Source organism: Symbiopectobacterium sp., assembly GCF_047692315.1.
Lineage (GTDB): Bacteria > Pseudomonadota > Gammaproteobacteria > Enterobacterales > Enterobacteriaceae > Symbiopectobacterium.
Genome location: NZ_JBLLJS010000023.1, coordinates 256,591 through 274,169, shown reverse-complemented (window position 1 = coordinate 274,169; position 17,579 = coordinate 256,591). Strand labels below are relative to the sequence as shown.

Sequence of the window (17,579 nt, the reverse complement as noted above, 5' to 3'; positions counted from 1 at the left end):
CCACCTTGTGGTAATGCTTGTGTTGAAGGTTCATGGATAGAGGTAAGCGAAAGATGACAACACAGGGCAGCAGCTTCGATACCATCATTAACAGGGCAAATTCTCCCTCAATCAAATGGGGGCGGTATCAAAGGGCAGACATAATTTCATTCGGTACAGCGGACATGGATTTTCAGTCCCCTCCATGCGTTCGGGATGCACTAATACAAAAAGCGGAAACAGGTCTCTACGCGTACGAGTACAAGACGGATGATTACTATCAGGCGATTACCGACTGGTTCAGTAATCACTACAATTGGCCGGTAAAAAAGGAATGGCTAACCAACTGTCCAGGTATGTGGGCAATGCTCGCGCTATGCCTCCGGGCATATACTGAGCCTGGCGACAGCATCCTGATACATGCTCCGCATTTCCACCCCGTCATCAGCGTCATTGAAGGTGCCGATCGAAAAGTTGTTACGCACGTGCTGTCATACGATGGGGTCAAATACAACTTTGACCCGCATGGCTTCGAAGACATCATCGTCAGGGAAAACATTAAACTCTTTTTTCTGGTTAATCCTCATAACCCTACGGGCCTGATGTTTACCCGCTCGGAACTGTCCGTTATCGCAGACATCTGTGAGCGGTACGGTATCATCGTAGTCTCAGATGAAATTAACAGTTATCTCACTTACGATGGCGCATTATTTGTCCCCTATGGCAGTGTGTCCCCCGCGAGTAGCCGTCATTCTGTCACCCTCACCTCTCCCTCAAAAGCCTTCAACCTACAGGGTCTGACTTACGCCATCGGCATCATCCCCGACAAGATAAAGTGGGCGCAATTGGAGAAAGTGCGCATCGGCATGGATTTAGATTTCGCGACGAATATCTTTAGTATTTCGGCAACTGAAGCCGCTTATCGGCATGGAAAAAAATGGCTTACGCACCTCAACAGCTATCTTCAGGGAAATCTGGATTTCATGGAGGACTATTTAAAGGCTAACTTGCCGCAGATACAACTCATCAGACCGGGCGGCGGTTACATAGCATGGCTGGATTTTAGGGCTTTTCATCTCACGCCAGAAGCACTCAGGGACGTTATCCTCGAAAAGGCCAAAATAGGCATGACATGGGGGAAACATTTGGTCCGGAGGGTGAAGGGTTTGAGCGCCTCAATTTTGCCTGCCCACGAGAAACATTGCAAAAAGGGCTTGAGCGTATGAAGATTGCATTTCATGACGTATAAGGATATTAACTCGTTCGCAAGGAATCCCCGTTTATGCGCTATCTCTCACTCTCTTATGGTTTTCATTTTGACCGGATGTCAGGCATTTAACACCTTTAACAAATATGCCAACCTGCGTCTTTATGAGGTCTATAGAATTGATGGCGTCTCTGCCTGTGATTACAAACCCAAGTTCAACGAATGCACGGATGACAAACGAACATTCAATCTAAAAATTTCGGACGATAAAAGCAAAGTCGCGTTAGTCACGCAAAATAAATATGCTTACTTCGGCTTCACGCGTGACGATTATCAAAGGCAAACACAGCCGCTGCGCGATTTCTTGCTATGGTATGGGCACAACAGCTAGACGCTAAAGACCAAAAAATAACGATGCTACGTAAGCAGGGAAATGTTGTTGGCACACTGTTTGAAAATACAGAAGTTGAATACCAATTTGATTACCTGCGCTCCCGTTCCGAGGTCCAGTTGCTGGTGATTAAACCTCATGAAAAAGCCAGCGCATACGCCATGACAGTCGAAGAGGTCAGGAATCTGTTATCGGTGCTGGATGCGTGGTATGCAGGCACATTTACCGGACAACAGTTGACTCATTAGAACAATATTGCCGGATAATGCATGCATTATCCGGCAATAACATCAGAATTGTTGGAATCGTGAATCGAAGGCCTTGCAGTTCTTTATCGCAAGATCGGTGACAGGTCTACGATCATAGAATCCTTTATCTGTCTTGAAAATCTCATAGACCGCCAGGTGGCGAGGCGAATAGGGGCTGACTAAAACACCGGTGACATAATAGTAATTCCCGATAACCGGCTTAAAGGTAATGGTATGCGCAGAGCCATTCGCCGCGATCATTCTCACCGCGATGTTCCCTTTGGCACTGACCCAAAATTCGTGCTTCATCGGAGATGACTCCGGGATTTCAGGAAAACCCAGCTCTTTATTGTTCAGCTTGGTCTGAAAACCTATAGCGTTATTGGTGTAGCCATTGTCAGGTGCATCCAGATTAATGCACTCATTAGTGTTCGGATAAACGCGAATATAATCAAGATTGCGGTTATCAAAAGTCATTCCGACACGATCGCTTCCCTGATAATCCTCCAACTTATGGCGATAAGTCGCAACAGAACATCCGCTCAGCACCCCACAGAACATCCCTATCCACATCAATCTAATAAGCATCGTTTTCCCTATATGTGAGACGAAAAAAACACAACATATTGATAAGATACATGAATATTATTCTGGAATACAATCATCTCGTTCCAACTCGGCGGCACGATACTCATTGTTGACGGACGTGTCCATTGGCAAAGACAAGTAAACACCTAAGCGACAGAGACTGATGAAGTAAACCAGAACGTCCCCGCCTCAATCATAACCATATTGTCTTAAATTCGATGAATATTGTCCTCACCCCATAATTTACGCCATCTTAATTGGCGGATAATTCCCGTGAGGTGGATCGTTCAGCCAATTTGGCGCCGTACCTTCCCCATCGCTCTTAACTTCTATCAGTGGTAAAATTTCATTCGTATGACTATCAACAGTTTCTGGCATCAGGCTCGGGCATTTTTCCTGATTTATGCCTGCCTGTATCTCGGGAGCGGCATCGCTGCTTTACTTCCCATCAGCATTCCGGGAAGTATCATTGGCATGCTGATTCTGTTCCTGCTGCTCTCCACGCAACTCATTCCAGCGCAGTGGGTTAAACCAGGATGTCATCTCCTGATTCGCTACATGGCTCTGCTTTTTGTGCCGATTGGCGTCGGCGTTATGCAATATACCGAACTGTTACGCACGCAATTCGCGCCGGTAGTGATCTCCTGCACAGTCAGTACATTGATCGTGTTGGTGACGGTAAGCGGGTGTTAGCATCTTGTTCATGGGCGAGTCTCATCCCGGCAGTCCACCAAAACGGAGAAAGGAGCAGATCATGTGGCATGATATCTGGTGGTCGTTGCCCTTGACGTTACTGGTGTATTTTATGGTGCGCCGAGTGGCGCAACGGCTGAATACGCCGCTGTTTAACCCGCTGCTGATCTCCATGCTGGTGCTTATTGCTTTCCTGCTGGTCAGTCATATCTCTTACGCGCATTACTTTAACGGCTGTCAGGCGCTAAACAGCCTGCTGCAACCCGCCGTGGTGGCGCTGGCGAATGCCGGACTTGGCGTTATTCACGGTCTGGCAGGCCCCTTGGGTGGATTGTGCGATGCCCCGCACGGTGCGCTCTGTGGCAGCCTGCTCCCGTTTGGGTTGACGCTGAATACCGATCCGGCGTTGCTGGCACGTTTTGATGAATTACGCGGTTGGTTTGCCAGTGCGCTCGGCGTTTCTCCGGCACAGGCTTTTGATGCACTTCGCGACTGGGGCCATCAGGCGGGATTAGGCTCGCTATGCGTGCTCGGGGTGCCACAAGATGCATTGGAATCAGCGGCCTTGGCTGCCAGCAGCTCATCATCCATGAAAGCCAATCCGGTGCGATTAACCTACGATCAATTATTTAGGATGTTGCAGCAAGCGTGGAAAGAGCCCGATCGCAGCAACGCAGACTAAACACGATAGCTGGATTTTACCTTGGCAAGCGCTATTTTGCTTGCCTCTGGTCTTGAAACGGAGAATGGTACTTTTTAAAGTGAAACACGTTTATTGAGGAATTACATACAGTTTACAGTGCATCGTAGCTATAACATATTCTTTGGACTGGATAAAATCAAAATAAACGTTTTTTTAATTATAGAAAACTCTCGTCATCCCTGCCATGTAATGATATGTATATCACGCAATAAGTTTATTTTAGGATTATAACTACAACCAATGCTTTTTACTTTAAATACATTAACCTATTCATATTTCCCATTCACAAACCCCTGCAAAACCGCAGTATAAAACACCATAAAAATACAAAGCACCACGAACAAAAAACCACAAAATAAAAAATATGCAGCATATAGATAACTCATTTACGTTAAAAAAGGATAGGTTACGCAAATATAAACGATATTGGTATTAAAAAACATTTTTGACAATGTCATAATTATATAAAATCGCGGCAACTGATGCTTCTATCACTTTTTATATTTTCATATCGATACGGAATGACGCATCAGTCAGACAATAACGCCTCATCCAAAACCGAGTTGAGGAAAAACGAATCGAATAAGCAGCCAGTTCTATTTATAGAGAGGCAAAATATTAATCGATGATGAATCGTTAGCGTCACATTGTAAAACCTGGAAGTATTGTCGTTATATGTATAAGCATACATTCTTTTGTAAATACTGCGCGTGCTGATCATTATAACGACATGAATATCAGCACTGTTGTATTTATTCCCCTTTTCACCAGGTCTTAGGGAAAGATGAATGCATTTCCAATATATTTGTTTAATTGTTAGGATTTTAAAATGAAAAAGTCATTGTTCGCATTAGCACCGGTGGGTCTTTTGCTTCTGGTACTCATCACCATTACTGGCAGCGTGGTAGCGACCTCTTGCGATATCAATCTGAGCACCACGTCACTCGATCTCGGAAACGTCGCACAAACAGCATTTACTACAGCGCTTGAGCCTGTTACTGCCAGCAAGCGCGAATTTGCGCTTACGTTGAGCAACTGTGGTACGCCAGAAGCAAGCCAGGTTGCGCAGGTACAAGTTAGCGGTAGGGCAGAACAATATCTTCAACAACGATTCAGCACGTAACACCAGTGTGATGCTTAATGAATCCGGCAGTCAGACAAGTTATATCGCCAACAATCAGTTGCTGACTATCGCCACTGCTGATGGCACCTCCCCAGATCCGAGCGACTTTAACGGCCAACGATTGAATTTACAAGCTGGACTGGCGTCAACGACCACCGATGCTAATGTTGATCTTGGAGGCGTAACTGCACCGATCCTTTTCAGCTTTATCACCAATTAATTTCGGTTGGGCGGCGCTGCCGCCCCACTTTTTTAGACAAGGACAAGCACATGCAACTCATATCATTTGTTATGGCTCTGCTGCTCTCTTTGTTTATATTGCCCACCACATCGCAGGCTGACGGGTTTGGCATTAATGCATCGCGCCTTATTTACCCGCAGGGTGCTGAAAGTATCAGCGTTTCAGTTCGTAATACGACAACATCATAGCCTTTTCTGGTTCAAGCCAGAGTCAGCCGTGCTCAGGCCAGCTATCAAGCAGCACCGTTCATCGTCAGGCCTCCTATATTTCGTCTCGAGCCAGAAAGCGTTAATCAATTACGTATCTCTGCCCAAAACATTAACGCGCCGACAGATCGCGAATCTCTCTTTTACCTTCATGCCAGTTCCGTACCGGCATCAAGTACGCCATCTGAACAAAATGCAGTAGGCAAAGTACATGGAGCGACTCAATTTGGCGTCGGCTCCATTATTAAGCTGTTTTATCACCCAAGCGGATTGCCGTCTACATCCGCTGCGGCACAAGAAAATCTTCAATTTTCCCGTGCGGATGGAGGCATAAAAGCGGAAAACGCCTCGCCGTATTTTATCAGCTTTGCCAGCCTTCAGGTTGGTGGACAAAATATTCGCCTGGACACGCCTGATAAACTGACAATCGCACCTTTTTCTCATCACGTATTTAAAACCAGTACGACCCGAGGGGATGTTCGTTGGCAAACAATCAACGATGAAGGGGCGGTCAATGCGTTCACCCAAACATTGCCTTAGCGCATTTATCACTGGCGGCGTAGTCAGCACACTGTGTCTTATCACTGTGCCAGCACAGGCTGTCACTATCAACTTCTCTGCCACGCTGATTGAAAGCACCTGAGCGCTCAGCCTGGAAAAAACCACGCTGGATCTGGGAACACTCCAACAAGTGCAATTGCCCCCTCATCACTGCTGGCAGCACAACCATTCGTTCTGAGCGTGCGGGATTGCAATGCAGGCGGTAACAGCCAGCTTCCCGTGGTGAATATCACCGGAACAGGAGTAACACAGGACGGGAAATGGCTGTTTCGCAGCCCTGTGTCGACGGCCAGCAATGTGGGCGTCATGTTGGTCAAAACCAATGTCCCCCCTCCTACAGTGATACTGAGGTTAAAAATGGTGATGACATTCCCCTGGCAAATCGTGGGGAAACGCCTGTCGATCAAGATATTACGTTCTATGCCGGATTAACCTGCGGTGTAACAGAGTGCGGAAATGTTACCCCCTGCACATTAACGGCTCCAATCCTGTTCCAACTTGCCTATCGCTGAGGGAAACATGGCACGATCTACGCTGAGGTTATTACTTTTCTGGGTCACAGGTAGTTTATTGTCGGGAATGCTCCCAGCTTACGCGGTGATACCAACAGAAGGCGGCATCCGTTTGAATCAAACACGCGTAAATCTGGAAACACAACCCTCCATGCTGGCGCCAATGAGCACGCTCACCTTTACTGTTTCAGGATCGCCATTGAGCGCGGAATGGCAAACCATTACCGATTACGGTAGATTATCCACACAGTGCAAACAACAGATCGCGCAAGGGGAGTCATGATCTCCGTATCCGCTTTGCGCGGCGCTAACCCTGCTGGTAGGGCTATTGCCGCGCACGCCGATAATCAAGAACCGCAGGGCATTACCTTCTATAGTGCTGCGTGTGATTTACATGGCAAGCGACAAGCAAGGTGTAGCACTCACGGCCTACAATAAAACACCGCGTCCTTACCTGATGCAATCTCGCCCGGTGATGTGGATAACGCCTCGACAGGCAACACTATCGTGCCGTTTATCGTTACGCCGCCCTTATCCCGCCTTGAATCTAACGGCAACCTGACACTGCGCATTCGCCGCAACGGTCACCCCCTGCCGGACGATCGCGAGTCGGTGTTTTTTATTTCGATGAAAGCCATTCCATCACAGCCAGCGGCAACGCCGCAGGACAACACGGCAAAGGTGATCCTTACGATCACCAACAACTTAAAGGTGTTCTATCGCCCTGAAGGATTGAAAAAACAAGCTGTCGCCGAGATGGCACCCAAACTGCGTTTTCAGCGAGAGGGAAACCGGCTGATTGCCGACAACCCTACGCCCTATTGGCTGACTTTTTCCCGACTAAAGGTAGGCTCCCATGCGCTCAGCAAAGCCCAACTACGGCTGATGGTTCCGCCTTTCGGTAAGCAATCTTATACCTTGCCGGCCAACGTCACGGGAAAAAATGTGGTCTGGCAGTTAATTGACGAAGACGGGTGGAATACGGAGGCCGAACAACGCGCCTTGTAGTGCATACGCCCATACGCTGCTGAAAGGTAGCTAACCCTTTGTTACTTAAGAGTCGTCAACAATGCAAAAACAATATATTGACGCCGTACCCGTTGCTCCTCTGGTTAGGGTGTGTTTATTGGCGACAGGCAACGTGTGGGCACAGGATTACTTCGATCCAGGCCCGCTCTCACTGGGCGGCGCGCAGTTAACCACCACCGATCTTAGCGTGTTCGAAAAGGCCGGCAATATTCCTCCCGGTACCTATATGGTTAACGTCTTCGTCAACCAGTTGGATCAAGGGCAACATACACTTGTCTTCAGCGCGAATGCGCAGGGTAAAGTAGAACCTGAACTCACGCCCGCTTATTGCATGAGCTAGGCATCAATACGCAAGCCTTGCCCGCCTTCGCGCGTTTGCCCGTTGAAAAGCCGGTGGAGAACCTTGCAGCCCTGATTCCAGAATCATACGTTCGCTTTTATTTTAATCAGTTACGCTTAGATCTCAGCATCCCACAGATTGCTCTGCGCCCAAACATCCGCGGCGCAGTCGATCCTGCACTGTGGGACCACGGCATTCCGGCTTTTTTACTGAATTACACCGTTAACGGCGGACGCAACTGGCAAGATGCGCAGTACGGTATGGAAAAACAGACGCAGACCAATCTGTTCGCCAACCTGCGTGCAGGTATCAATCTCGACGCCTGGCGGCTACGCAGCACCATGACATATATACGTAACAGCATCAGCCAAAATGGAGACGAGAGACAAAACAACCAAGATACGCAGTTCACTAATACTTACCTACAAAGGGATATTGCGCCCTGGCGTGCTGAAATATTGTTGGGTGAAAGCACCACCGGTAATGACGTGCTCAATAGTGTGCCCTTCAGAGGCGTCAAACTTAACTCCAGCGATGATATGTTGCCTATCAGCCAGCGCGGTTTTGCGCCGGTTATCAGCGGCATTGCGCAAACCAACGCCCGTGTCACCGTGAGCCAGAACGGCAACGTGGTCTACCAAACCTTCGTGCCACCGGGACCGTTTCGCATCAGCGACCTGTTCCAAACCGGTCAAGCGGGCGATCTCACCGTTACCATCGCAGAAGCAGATGGCATGGTTCGAACTCAAACGGTGACAGCGACCTCCCTTCCGGTGATGCGTCGTCCGGGCAGCCTGAAATATGAAGTGACCGCGGGGCGCTACAACGGCGGCATCACCGTCAACTCTCAGGAGGCGACGTTTGTTTCTGGCACGGCGATTTACGGTCTACCGCAGGATATCACGCTGTACGGCGGCGGCCTGTTTGCCAATGACTACCTATCGATGGTGGCAGGTTCGGGCATCTCGTTAGGCGCATGGGGAGCGTTTTCTGCTGATGTCACCACATCAAGCACCAAATTGCCACATCAGGATGACCGCAAGCATGGCGCTTCATATCGGGTTCGCTATGCGAAAAGCGTACAGGAAACCGGCACGACGCTCGATCTGGCGGCTTACCGTTACTCTACCGAGCACTATTACAACTTTACCGATTTCAACAGTCTGGGACACCGGCTCAGCTATGGTCAGGTTCCCTGGGCGCTGACACGTCAACGCTCCAGTTTTGAGATCCGTGTCAGCCAGCAGGTTGGAAGCAATGGCTCATTTTACCTCTCCGGTGTACGCACCGACTACTGGGGCAATGAGAATGTGATGAATACGCTCTCTGCCGGTTATAACGGCAACTATCGCGGTGTCAGCTATGGCCTGGCCTACAGCATCGACAGGATTAAAAGCAACAATAGCTGGCCGGAAAACCGTCAGTTTTCACTAAATGTGCAAGTACCGATGAGTTTGTTCAGTTCGTCCGCCTCGTTGAATCGTCTCTGTGCCTGCTACCAAATGACGCACGACAACCATGGTCGCGTACAACAGCAGGAGGGTCTCAGCGGCAGCATTCTGGACGATCGTCTGAGCTACAGCGTCATGCAAGGGTGGCAAACGATCAAAACAGCAGCACCAGCACGTTAAACACCAGTTATCAAGGCAGCAGAGGCAATGCCACCCTGGGTTATAGCTACAGTCGTAACAACCAATCCCTCAATCTGGGGGGGCAGTAGTTCAGTGGTTGCCCATCCCGAGGGCGTGACGCTGGGCCAGATGATAGGTAGCTCTGCGGCACTGGTCAGTGCCCCCGGCGCAGGCGGCGTCAGCATTATGCAAGGCAACGTGCAAACCGACAGCCGAGGCTACGCACTGGTGCCCTATCTGTCGAACTACCAACGCAACAGTATCGATCTTAATCCGGCAACATTGCCGGACGATGCCTATATCACCCAATCCAGCCTGAATGTTTACCCCACCAAAGGGGCCGTGGTGTTAGCAAACTTCGCCATCCGTATCGGTTATCAGGCGTTGATCACGTTGCAGTTGCCCACTGGCAGCGTGCCCTTCGGCGCACTCACCGCGGTAGAAGGCGCGCAACACGATGAAATCAATACCGGCATTGTCGGCGATGACGGACAGGTTTATATGAGCGGTTTGCCGGAACGCGGCACGCTCAACGTCAACTGGGGACGAGAGAAACAGCAACAGTGCCGGGCAAGCTTTGATCTGAGCAAACTTCCCAAACCCACGGCTAACAACCCGATACGGTCGTTAGCCGTACGCTACGAATGAGGTGATGCATGCACCAATTTATGAAGAGTAAGCAAACGGCCAGAATAGCTGCGTGGTTGGTTTTGTTAAGTGCTCAGACCTTGCACGCCAATACGCTGACTATTGGGAAAGGTGCGGGCGTGGTATGACAAGGGGCACATTTTGCTACATCAGGAACACTGTTAATTAGCGCACCAACAAATATACCAACAACAGGTGGGGCGGTATCCGTAACCAACTTAACAACAGAGTGTATAAGAAGTACAGATCTCACCACCATTAATGGGATAGATGTGCTGCCTATTGCGCCAGGTATCGGGTTAGTCCCAAATGCAAATTTTATTGTAAGCACATATAAAGGCACCGGTCTCATTTACCACTCGATGAGTGGGACAAGGCACTCAAGGGACGATAACGTCAGGCACGGGCGGATATGGTGTTATTCCTGCAGGCCGCGCATGGTGCTTAAACTTTGTCAATATTAATCCTAATCTTCATCAGTCACTAGCAATGAATGGGACCTGGGCAATAGTGACTGACGGCACCCAACAGACCGGTAATTATACAATCCCGCAGATGTATGCAGCTTCCTTCGTGAGTAATGATGGTCTTACACGGGATATATTCTTTTATACCTCTCTGCGTGTTACCGCCATCGCCTGCTCAATTGCCACCACCACCAATGTCAATTTCGGTACAGCAGCGCGCAGTGTTACACAGCTTGCTGAGTTGGCTAATTTCACAGCTCCGCTTACTGTTCTCTGGTTGACGGCCTCCCTCATTTGCCGCAAATCCAGCGGCTGAATGTGAAAGCGTTCTTCAGGAATAGCATGGTTTAACATCAGTTCCAACGTCTGCCACTGTTGCCGGGTGTTGGCCTCACTGCGCATGGCTAAAACCCCCACCGTCCACTCTCCCGCCTGCGCCATTGCGCATAACAGCAGGCTCAACACTGCTACCACAACCTGTTTCACCCAGCCTCCGGAGCAATACCCATGTCGTTATTATTGTTTTAGATCAACAACGCTTCGGGTATGTGGTTAACCACAATAGAGCCACACCCGCCGCCATTTTTACACTGTAAATCATCGACATTGTTAATTCATCGCTCACAGGTTGACAGCGTGACGCAGGTTACGGCGTTACGACGTGATGGGAGAACACCATGGACAGCAGTAAACGACAATTTCTGCAACGTTTAGGCATGATTACCGCAGGTGCATCGCTGGTTCCACTGGCGCAGGCCGGCATAACACTGGCACCAACCCGCAAAGAGGGTTCTCATGAACATCGCTATGCGATGTTGATCGACCTGCGCCGCTGTATTGGTTGCCAGTCCTGCACCGTCAGTTGTGCTATTGAAAATCATACGCCGCATGACGCCTTGCGCACCCATGTTAACCAGTATCAGGTGGTGTTAAGCGACACACACTCGGTCACCAATGTGCTGTTGCCGCGCTTATGCAACCACTGCGATCAACCGCCCCGCGTGCCCGTATGCCCGGTGCAAGCCACCTTTCAACGCGAAGACGGCATTGTGGTGGTGGATAACACGCGCTGTGTCGGCTGCGCCTACTGCGTACAAGCCTGCCCTTACGACGCACGTTTTATTAATCATGAAACCCAAACCGCAGATAAATGCACATTTTGCGTTCATCGCCTTGAGGCTGGGTTGCTGCCCGCCTGCGGCCTGCGCTGGCGTGGAGATGCCCAAAGCGCACGTCTCGAAAATATCACACTCATCATCACCCTGACCTGTGTCATTACTGCCCCACTGGCGCTAACCACCGATCTGCACCAGCCCGCGCGGGTATAGCATTTTTATGCCTATCCAACGCCCTGGTCATGGATGCCCTGGGGGGCGGTGTTTTTGCCCCTGTTCACGCTGTTTCTCGGGCTATGGTTTATGGCAGTACAGTATAAAACGCACACTGGAAAATCGTTTGCCGCCACGCGTTGGCTGGCGCTCTTCAGCGCGCTGGCGGCTGTCGGCCTGCTGATCTATACCGGCAGAGAAGCCTCAATTCTTAGAGTGTGGCCAATATGGTTTAACTATGCCTTTCCCATCACGATGTTCCTGAGCGCACTGCAAACGCTGTTGGCCTTACTGATTTTCTCCATGCGACGCGACGATGCGTGGCGACGTCGATTAGCGCGCGCACAGCTTTTGTCACTCCTCGCATTGGCTGGCACCGTTATTCTTTGGGTAACCGGCGATACGGTATCTGGCAACGCAATTCGCCTGTGGCTGATAAACAGTGACTCCGCACGCCTGTATGCCAGCGCATGGGAGGCGCTGTGGTTCTGCACAACATTGCTCGCCATCGCAATAAGCCTTCGGGTACAGGTGACGATCACCCTGCTGCGCCATGGCCCTGACCTGGCTGATTCGTTGGACACTGCTGATTCAGGTCCAAACCGTTCCTAAATACAACGCGCAACTCACCCCTTATACGCTGCCGAGCGGTACCGATGGCCTGCAAGCCCTTATCGGTACCTTCGGGCTCTGGATAGCACTTCTGATTATGGTTCGAGAAGCCCTCGGCTGGCTCGCAAGGAGAAAACAACATGGCTAAATTTACACGACGCCAGTGGCTGAAAGTGGGCCTAGTGATCGGCGGACTTTCCGCTTTTGGTCTAAGTTATCGCGATGTGGCAAAGCGTGCCGTTGACGGTCTGGTTAATGGATGATGACCCGCGATCGTATCGCCGGTAATGCGTTAGCGCCGGAAGGGCTCGCCCTGAATGGGTGGCAAGCCAATCCACAACAAACCGTATCGATGACACAATGCTTCGGTTGCTGGACGCAATGCGGAGTGCGCGTCAGGGTCGATCGGGTATCGGGAAAAGTACTGCGCATCGCGGGCAATCCTTATCATCCGCTATCGCACGAGCGCCACATCGACTCGGCGATCCCGATGGCCCAGGCACTGGCCAATTTATCAGGCGAAAGTGGCCTTGATGGGCGCGATACCTTTCTGCGTCGTTTTGCCCAAAACGGCTTTGGCAGCAAGAATTTCGGCGCACACGGTGCTTACTGCGGCCTCGCCTACCGCGCCGGTTCAGGCGCGCTGTTGGGCAATCTTGACAAAAATCCGCATGTGAAACCGGACTGGGATAACGTCGAATTTGCGCTTTTTATGGGGACTTCTCCGGCACAATCGGGGAACCCGTTTAAACGTCAGGCCAGGCAGTTAGCCAATGCGCGACTGCGCTCGGCGTTTCGTTATGTGGTGGTTGCCGCTAACCACGGTGTTGGCAGACGATCACGGTCATTGGCTGCCGGTCAATCCCGGCAGCAATGCCGCCTTAGCCATGGGGATGATCCGCTGGCAGGTCAGCATCTCACCACTGCACATCTAAGCGGCAGCGGCACAGAGGCTGCGATGCCCGTAGTGGTTGATGCCGCTGCTAACACGTACACTTCGCGCCGACGAAGTCGACCGAGTGGCGTTTATCTATGCGCACGGCGGCCGCTTCGCCCCCGATGCCAGCGGACGCGTTGATGATAGCGTTGGCAATCGTTTGGACACACCGTTGCAAATCTGGAACGCACAAGTCGCATCTCATCGACATGCCATTACTGGTGAACGTTTTAGCGGCTGCCCAACCTGGTATCCCGCGCGGTTATCCGATGGTCGCGCAATTGAACAGATCTACCCTGCCACACAATGGCCATTAAAGCTGATATCGTTCAAATCAAATACCATGGCGAGCGCGTCTGCGGTAATCCCGCAGCTACATCAGGTGAAACCGACCAATCTGGTGGCGCTTAATCCGGCGGATGGACAGCGTTATGGCCTGCAACACGGCGATCGGGCGCGCATCACTACGCCGGGCGGCAGCGTCATCGCCCAGATAAGTCTGTTGAGTGGCGTAATGCCCGGCGTTATCGCTATTGAGCACGGCTATGGACATAAGGAAATGGGCGCTGCGCAGCACTATCTGGATGGTGTCGCGCTGCCAGCCAACCCGTAGGTGGGCGCGGGGATCAATCTCAATGATTTAGGTTTTACCGATCCCACTCGCCAGAAACCCAATCAAGCCAGGTATTGGGTTTCTGGCGCATCGGTGCGACAAGGTTTACCCACCACTATCGCACGCCTGTAACGCTGAAAACACGCAGGCCGTTAATCGCGTCCGCGTGTTTTCAGCGTCAATGCATAAGAAATAAAAATACCTGATAGCTGACAACCTCAGAGGGATATGCAACACTCAATCGTAAAAATGTACGATTCGCGAAAACTGATTATTGGTGGTGAATATTTATTGCCGGTCAATAATCACACTCACTGATATGCGTGCCGTGCGGCCAGATAATGCGAGTAAGGTTGGTTGTTATGTCTTCATCCGTTTTGCGTCAAAAAGTGGCATTATTCGCCCTGATGTTTTTGCCCGGTTTTGCCTGGAGCTCCCGGATCACGCGAACGCCGTTGATTCGCGATACGCTTAATGCCTCGACGGAGGTTTTCGGGTTAATTCTGTTCGGTTTTTCATGCGGCTCCATGGCGGGAATAATCTGGTCAGGCAAACTGATTAACAAATATGGAATTCGTCGCGTTACGCTGGGCAGTTTTGCACTGCTCGCCGTCGGCTTCCTGTTACTGGCCGGTTCGTTGTTGCTGACAAATCAACCCGTCGCTTTCTGCGCTCTGGCATTGTTTGGCATGGGGTTGGGCATGATTGATATCGCCTTGAATATCGAAGGGGCCGCGTTTGAGCAGCATATCAATCAGGTCATCATGACCACGCTGCACGGCTTTTTCAGTTTGGGCACGCTGGTCGGCGCGCTGATCGGGATGGGGATGACCGCGTTGGGCATCAGTATCAACCTTCATTTTGGGATCATCATTGGCTTGACTGCATTAACGCTGGCGTTGCACTTTCCACGCATGCCTTGGGCAAGCGCACTGCTCTCAGAACAGCATAACGATAACCGCAGCTACAAAACCCAGGTGATGCACGAACTAAGAGACTCGCGTCTGGCGCTTCTGGGTGTGGTAATTTTGGCCATGGCGCTGGCAGAAGGCTCTGCCAACGATTGGTTGCCGCTGTTAATGATAGATGCCCACGGTTTCAGTCATACGCAGGCTCTTTGTTCTTTGTCGGGTTCGCCGCAGGCATGACTGCCGGGCGTTTTGCCGGTAGTTACATCGTCAACCAGTTTGGCCGCACCGCCATTCTCAAATTCAGCGCAATTTCAGCTGCTTTGGGGCTGGGACTGATTATTTTGACTCACACGCAATGGCTCGCTGCCCTCGCGGTCGTGCTGTGGGGGATTGGCGCATCGCTGGGCTTCCCGCTTACCATCTCTGCCGCTGGCGCTACGGGGGAAAACCGCGCGGTGCGCGTTACCATTGCCGCCATCCTCGGCTATATCGCTTTCCTCGTCGGGCCACCGGCGCTGGGTTTTATCGGCGAACATGCCGGGCTGCCCGTGTTGTGCATGGTTATCCTGGCCTTTTTCTGCACATCAGCCGCCAGCGAGAAAAAAACTCCGTTGAAAAATCCAGCCTGATGCTTTATGCGTTTTGCTCTCACCGTTGGTGCCTGCTAATCGGGCACCAACGGAAAATCGCGATGAATTTTATTTCAGTGATCGTTTCCACGCCTGACGATTGACCATGCCGATCCCGGCACAAACCAGCACCAGCGCGATGGCATATCGCCATTCCAGCATGTTTTAGCCCAAAAACAGCGCAGAGAGCAGCACACCGGCAACCGGGATCAGGAAATTGAATGGCGCTACAACCCCCCACTTTGTTGTATTTCAGCAGTTGACTCCACACGGCAAAGCTGACGGAGGAAATCAGCACCAGATAAAGCAACACCATGCAGGCCGTGCCATTTTCGACACGAATATTACCGCCCAAGAGGTAGCCCGCCACAATCATCACCACGCCGCCAATCGTCAGTTGGTAACCCGTCATTATTGTCGCATCCATAGCGGCAGAAATACGCTTACCGTAAATGGTTGCCGCTGAGATGAGAAACGCCGAAATAACGACGAACCCGTCGCCCATCAGCGTAAACGTGAAATCACCCAGCCCTTAATGTTCACGATGGCAACGCCAATAAAACCCACCAGACAACCGACACTTTTATTGATACTTAACTTGTCGTTATTGTATAAATAATGTGCCAGCAGCCAGCAGCACGCTGAAAAAGGTCTGGGTGGCATTCATTATCGAGCCGTTAACGCCAGTGGTATGCGCCAGCCCAATATAAAACAGCGTATATTGCACCACCGTTTGGCTTAAACCGAGGATCACCAATTGTTTCGGCTGATCCGGTTTTAACTGCGTCAGTGAGTTCCCTCGTACTTTTGCCAGCAACAACAACACCATGCCTGCAATGGCAAAGCGGTAACCCGCAAATAACAGTTTCCCCGGAATATCGCCGTCAGCAATATGAAAAAGCGCATAGCCATTTTTTATCGCCGGATAAGAACTTCCCCACAGTAGGCAACAGAGTGTCGCCAGCAAAAACACAACTTTCTTATTGGTATAAAATGCAACCACATTATTCAAAACCGTCTCCTTCCCCGAGTCCCAGCGTAAATATCTCCAATACCAAGTATTCTCAAATCTTGGTTTTCGAGATCGGATTACCGGTTCAGAATAAAGGTTCATTCAATGACTCAATAGCAAGATTGATGAATAAAATCTCATAATCTGTTATTTTGAAAAAATAATCACCTCAATGCAATGATTATTAATCATTTTAAATTAATGAAAAAATTTTCATTCTCAAGTTTGATGAATATCACAGACTGCAATATCGAATAAAATAACTACTTTTTCCCTCATGATCCAGCATAAAAAACCAGACACTAACTAACGACATCGTTTATCGCCTCGTGATGCCAAATCGCTTAGAATGCAGCAACATCAAACGTTGCTGCGCCAGCGCATCAGCAATGGGGAATCAGGAGCAGGATATGGCCGCCTCGTGCGATCGGGCAGACAATGGGACCAGAATCGCGCAAGCCGCGTTAAGCGTGATCCTTGAACATGGCGTGCGCGAGGCAACCTGTCGCTGGGTGGCGGCACAGGAGCAACTCTCACCGGGAACGTTGACATACCGCTATAAAAGTATTGATGCACTACTGATCGATGCATTTACCTTCATGATTGACGAAATTTCTCACGCCTTTCATCAGCGTCTGGTACAAGCAGAAGACATTGACGGTGCCTGTGAGGCCATTGCCGATTTGATTTGCGGAAATATCTGGGCAACGCCGAACCACCTGACGTTAAGCTTTGAGCTCTATGCGCTGGCATCGCGCCAGGAAGCCTATCGCGCGCTGTTGCAGGAGTGGATGTCCCGCAGCAGAGCGGCCCTGCATCGCCATTTTAGTACGGAAATTTCATGGACGCTGGATGTCTTGATCGAGGGATACACCATTCACAATTTCTTCAATAGCCATCCCATGAGTCGGGAAAAAATTCTGCTGGCGATTACCCGGTTGGTGCGGGAATAGCGTCTTGGACAATGCAC

17 protein-coding genes and 5 pseudogenes are annotated in these 17,579 nt (G+C 50.5%); 19 read left to right on the top strand and 3 right to left on the bottom strand.

Annotated elements, in window-relative coordinates; all coding sequences use genetic code 11:
• The first annotated feature begins 53 nt into the window (after window positions 1-53).
• Together ACMZI0_RS13735 and ACMZI0_RS13730 are read left to right on the top strand one after the other, a co-directional pair.
• Window positions 54-1,205, top strand: a complete 1,152-nt coding sequence (locus ACMZI0_RS13735; RefSeq protein ID WP_415673357.1) for a MalY/PatB family protein — start codon at window positions 54-56, stop codon at window positions 1,203-1,205.
• Window positions 1,206-1,555: 350 nt separating this feature from the next.
• Complete coding sequence (locus tag ACMZI0_RS13730; protein ID WP_415673356.1) at window positions 1,556-1,825, top strand: hypothetical protein; 270 nt, start codon at window positions 1,556-1,558, stop codon at window positions 1,823-1,825.
• Between the two features lie 42 nt (window positions 1,826-1,867).
• Here ACMZI0_RS13730 and ACMZI0_RS13725 read toward each other — a convergent pair whose 3' ends face one another.
• Window positions 1,868-2,413: a hypothetical protein gene (locus tag ACMZI0_RS13725; protein ID WP_415673355.1), complete on the bottom strand. Its 546-nt coding sequence runs from the start codon at window positions 2,411-2,413 to the stop codon at window positions 1,868-1,870.
• Window positions 2,414-2,767: 354 nt separating this feature from the next.
• Here ACMZI0_RS13725 and ACMZI0_RS13720 point away from each other — a divergent pair.
• The 11 genes and pseudogenes from ACMZI0_RS13720 to ACMZI0_RS13670 form a co-directional block, all read left to right on the top strand.
• Window positions 2,768-3,103 (top strand): annotated as a pseudogene (locus tag ACMZI0_RS13720) (CidA/LrgA family protein); the annotation flags it as partial.
• 13 nt (window positions 3,104-3,116) lie between these two features.
• A complete protein-coding gene (locus ACMZI0_RS13715; protein ID WP_415673354.1) occupies window positions 3,117-3,788 on the top strand; it encodes an iron-containing alcohol dehydrogenase in 672 nt (223 codons plus the stop codon).
• An 850-nt stretch (window positions 3,789-4,638) separates the two neighbouring features.
• On the top strand, window positions 4,639-4,932 hold the full coding sequence (locus ACMZI0_RS13710; protein ID WP_415673353.1) for a fimbrial protein: 294 nt from the start codon (window positions 4,639-4,641) through the stop codon (window positions 4,930-4,932).
• Window positions 4,933-4,942: 10 nt separating this feature from the next.
• Window positions 4,943-5,152 carry a hypothetical protein gene (locus ACMZI0_RS13705; RefSeq protein WP_415673352.1) on the top strand — a complete coding sequence of 70 codons (210 nt, stop codon included), beginning with the start codon at window positions 4,943-4,945 and terminating at the stop codon, window positions 5,150-5,152.
• A gap of 215 nt (window positions 5,153-5,367) precedes the next feature.
• The gene (locus ACMZI0_RS13700) at window positions 5,368-5,919 is read left to right on the top strand and encodes a molecular chaperone (protein ID WP_415673446.1); all 552 of its coding nucleotides are present in this window, start codon (window positions 5,368-5,370) and stop codon (window positions 5,917-5,919) included.
• Window positions 5,894-6,022 carry a hypothetical protein gene (locus ACMZI0_RS13695; protein WP_415673351.1) on the top strand — a complete coding sequence of 43 codons (129 nt, stop codon included), beginning with the start codon at window positions 5,894-5,896 and terminating at the stop codon, window positions 6,020-6,022. Before ACMZI0_RS13700 ends, ACMZI0_RS13695 begins: the two co-directional genes overlap by 26 nt.
• Before the next feature lie 98 nt (window positions 6,023-6,120).
• Window positions 6,121-6,372, top strand: a complete 252-nt coding sequence (locus ACMZI0_RS13690) for a hypothetical protein (protein ID WP_415673350.1) — start codon at window positions 6,121-6,123, stop codon at window positions 6,370-6,372.
• A 192-nt stretch (window positions 6,373-6,564) separates the two neighbouring features.
• On the top strand, window positions 6,565-6,735 hold the full coding sequence (locus tag ACMZI0_RS13685; protein ID WP_415673349.1) for a hypothetical protein: 171 nt from the start codon (window positions 6,565-6,567) through the stop codon (window positions 6,733-6,735).
• Between the two features lie 194 nt (window positions 6,736-6,929).
• Window positions 6,930-7,460: a molecular chaperone gene (locus ACMZI0_RS13680; RefSeq protein WP_415673348.1), complete on the top strand. Its 531-nt coding sequence runs from the start codon at window positions 6,930-6,932 to the stop codon at window positions 7,458-7,460.
• Window positions 7,461-7,521: 61 nt separating this feature from the next.
• Window positions 7,522-9,752, top strand: a pseudogene (locus ACMZI0_RS13675) (fimbria/pilus outer membrane usher protein); the annotation flags it as partial.
• Window positions 9,753-9,794: 42 nt separating this feature from the next.
• Complete coding sequence (locus ACMZI0_RS13670; RefSeq protein WP_415673445.1) at window positions 9,795-10,100, top strand: FimD/PapC C-terminal domain-containing protein; 306 nt, start codon at window positions 9,795-9,797, stop codon at window positions 10,098-10,100.
• 608 nt (window positions 10,101-10,708) lie between these two features.
• Here ACMZI0_RS13670 and ACMZI0_RS13665 read toward each other — a convergent pair.
• The gene (locus ACMZI0_RS13665) at window positions 10,709-11,053 is read right to left on the bottom strand and encodes a hypothetical protein (RefSeq protein WP_415673347.1); all 345 of its coding nucleotides are present in this window, start codon (window positions 11,051-11,053) and stop codon (window positions 10,709-10,711) included.
• A 191-nt stretch (window positions 11,054-11,244) separates the two neighbouring features.
• Between ACMZI0_RS13665 and ACMZI0_RS13660 the strand changes: the two are divergent.
• From ACMZI0_RS13660 to ACMZI0_RS13640, 5 genes and pseudogenes are all read left to right on the top strand, one after another.
• Window positions 11,245-11,823: pseudogene (locus tag ACMZI0_RS13660) on the top strand (4Fe-4S dicluster domain-containing protein); the annotation flags it as partial.
• Between the two features lie 126 nt (window positions 11,824-11,949).
• Complete coding sequence (nrfD, locus tag ACMZI0_RS13655; RefSeq protein ID WP_415673346.1) at window positions 11,950-12,507, top strand: NrfD/PsrC family molybdoenzyme membrane anchor subunit; 558 nt, start codon at window positions 11,950-11,952, stop codon at window positions 12,505-12,507.
• A gap of 203 nt (window positions 12,508-12,710) precedes the next feature.
• Window positions 12,711-14,189 (top strand): annotated as a pseudogene (locus ACMZI0_RS13650) (molybdopterin dinucleotide binding domain-containing protein); the annotation flags it as partial.
• Window positions 14,190-14,419: 230 nt separating this feature from the next.
• Window positions 14,420-15,205, top strand: coding sequence for an MFS transporter (locus ACMZI0_RS13645; RefSeq protein WP_415673345.1), 786 nt, complete (start codon window positions 14,420-14,422; stop codon window positions 15,203-15,205).
• Window positions 15,202-15,597 (top strand): hypothetical protein, encoded by a 396-nt coding sequence (locus ACMZI0_RS13640; RefSeq protein WP_415673344.1) that lies wholly within the window; start codon window positions 15,202-15,204, stop codon window positions 15,595-15,597. Before ACMZI0_RS13645 ends, ACMZI0_RS13640 begins: the two co-directional genes overlap by 4 nt.
• A gap of 69 nt (window positions 15,598-15,666) precedes the next feature.
• Here ACMZI0_RS13640 and ACMZI0_RS13635 read toward each other — a convergent pair.
• Window positions 15,667-16,609: pseudogene (locus tag ACMZI0_RS13635) on the bottom strand (DMT family transporter).
• A gap of 332 nt (window positions 16,610-16,941) precedes the next feature.
• Here ACMZI0_RS13635 and ACMZI0_RS13630 point away from each other — a divergent pair.
• Window positions 16,942-17,562: a TetR/AcrR family transcriptional regulator gene (locus ACMZI0_RS13630; RefSeq protein ID WP_415673343.1), complete on the top strand. Its 621-nt coding sequence runs from the start codon at window positions 16,942-16,944 to the stop codon at window positions 17,560-17,562.
• The last annotated feature ends 17 nt before the right edge of the window (window positions 17,563-17,579 follow it).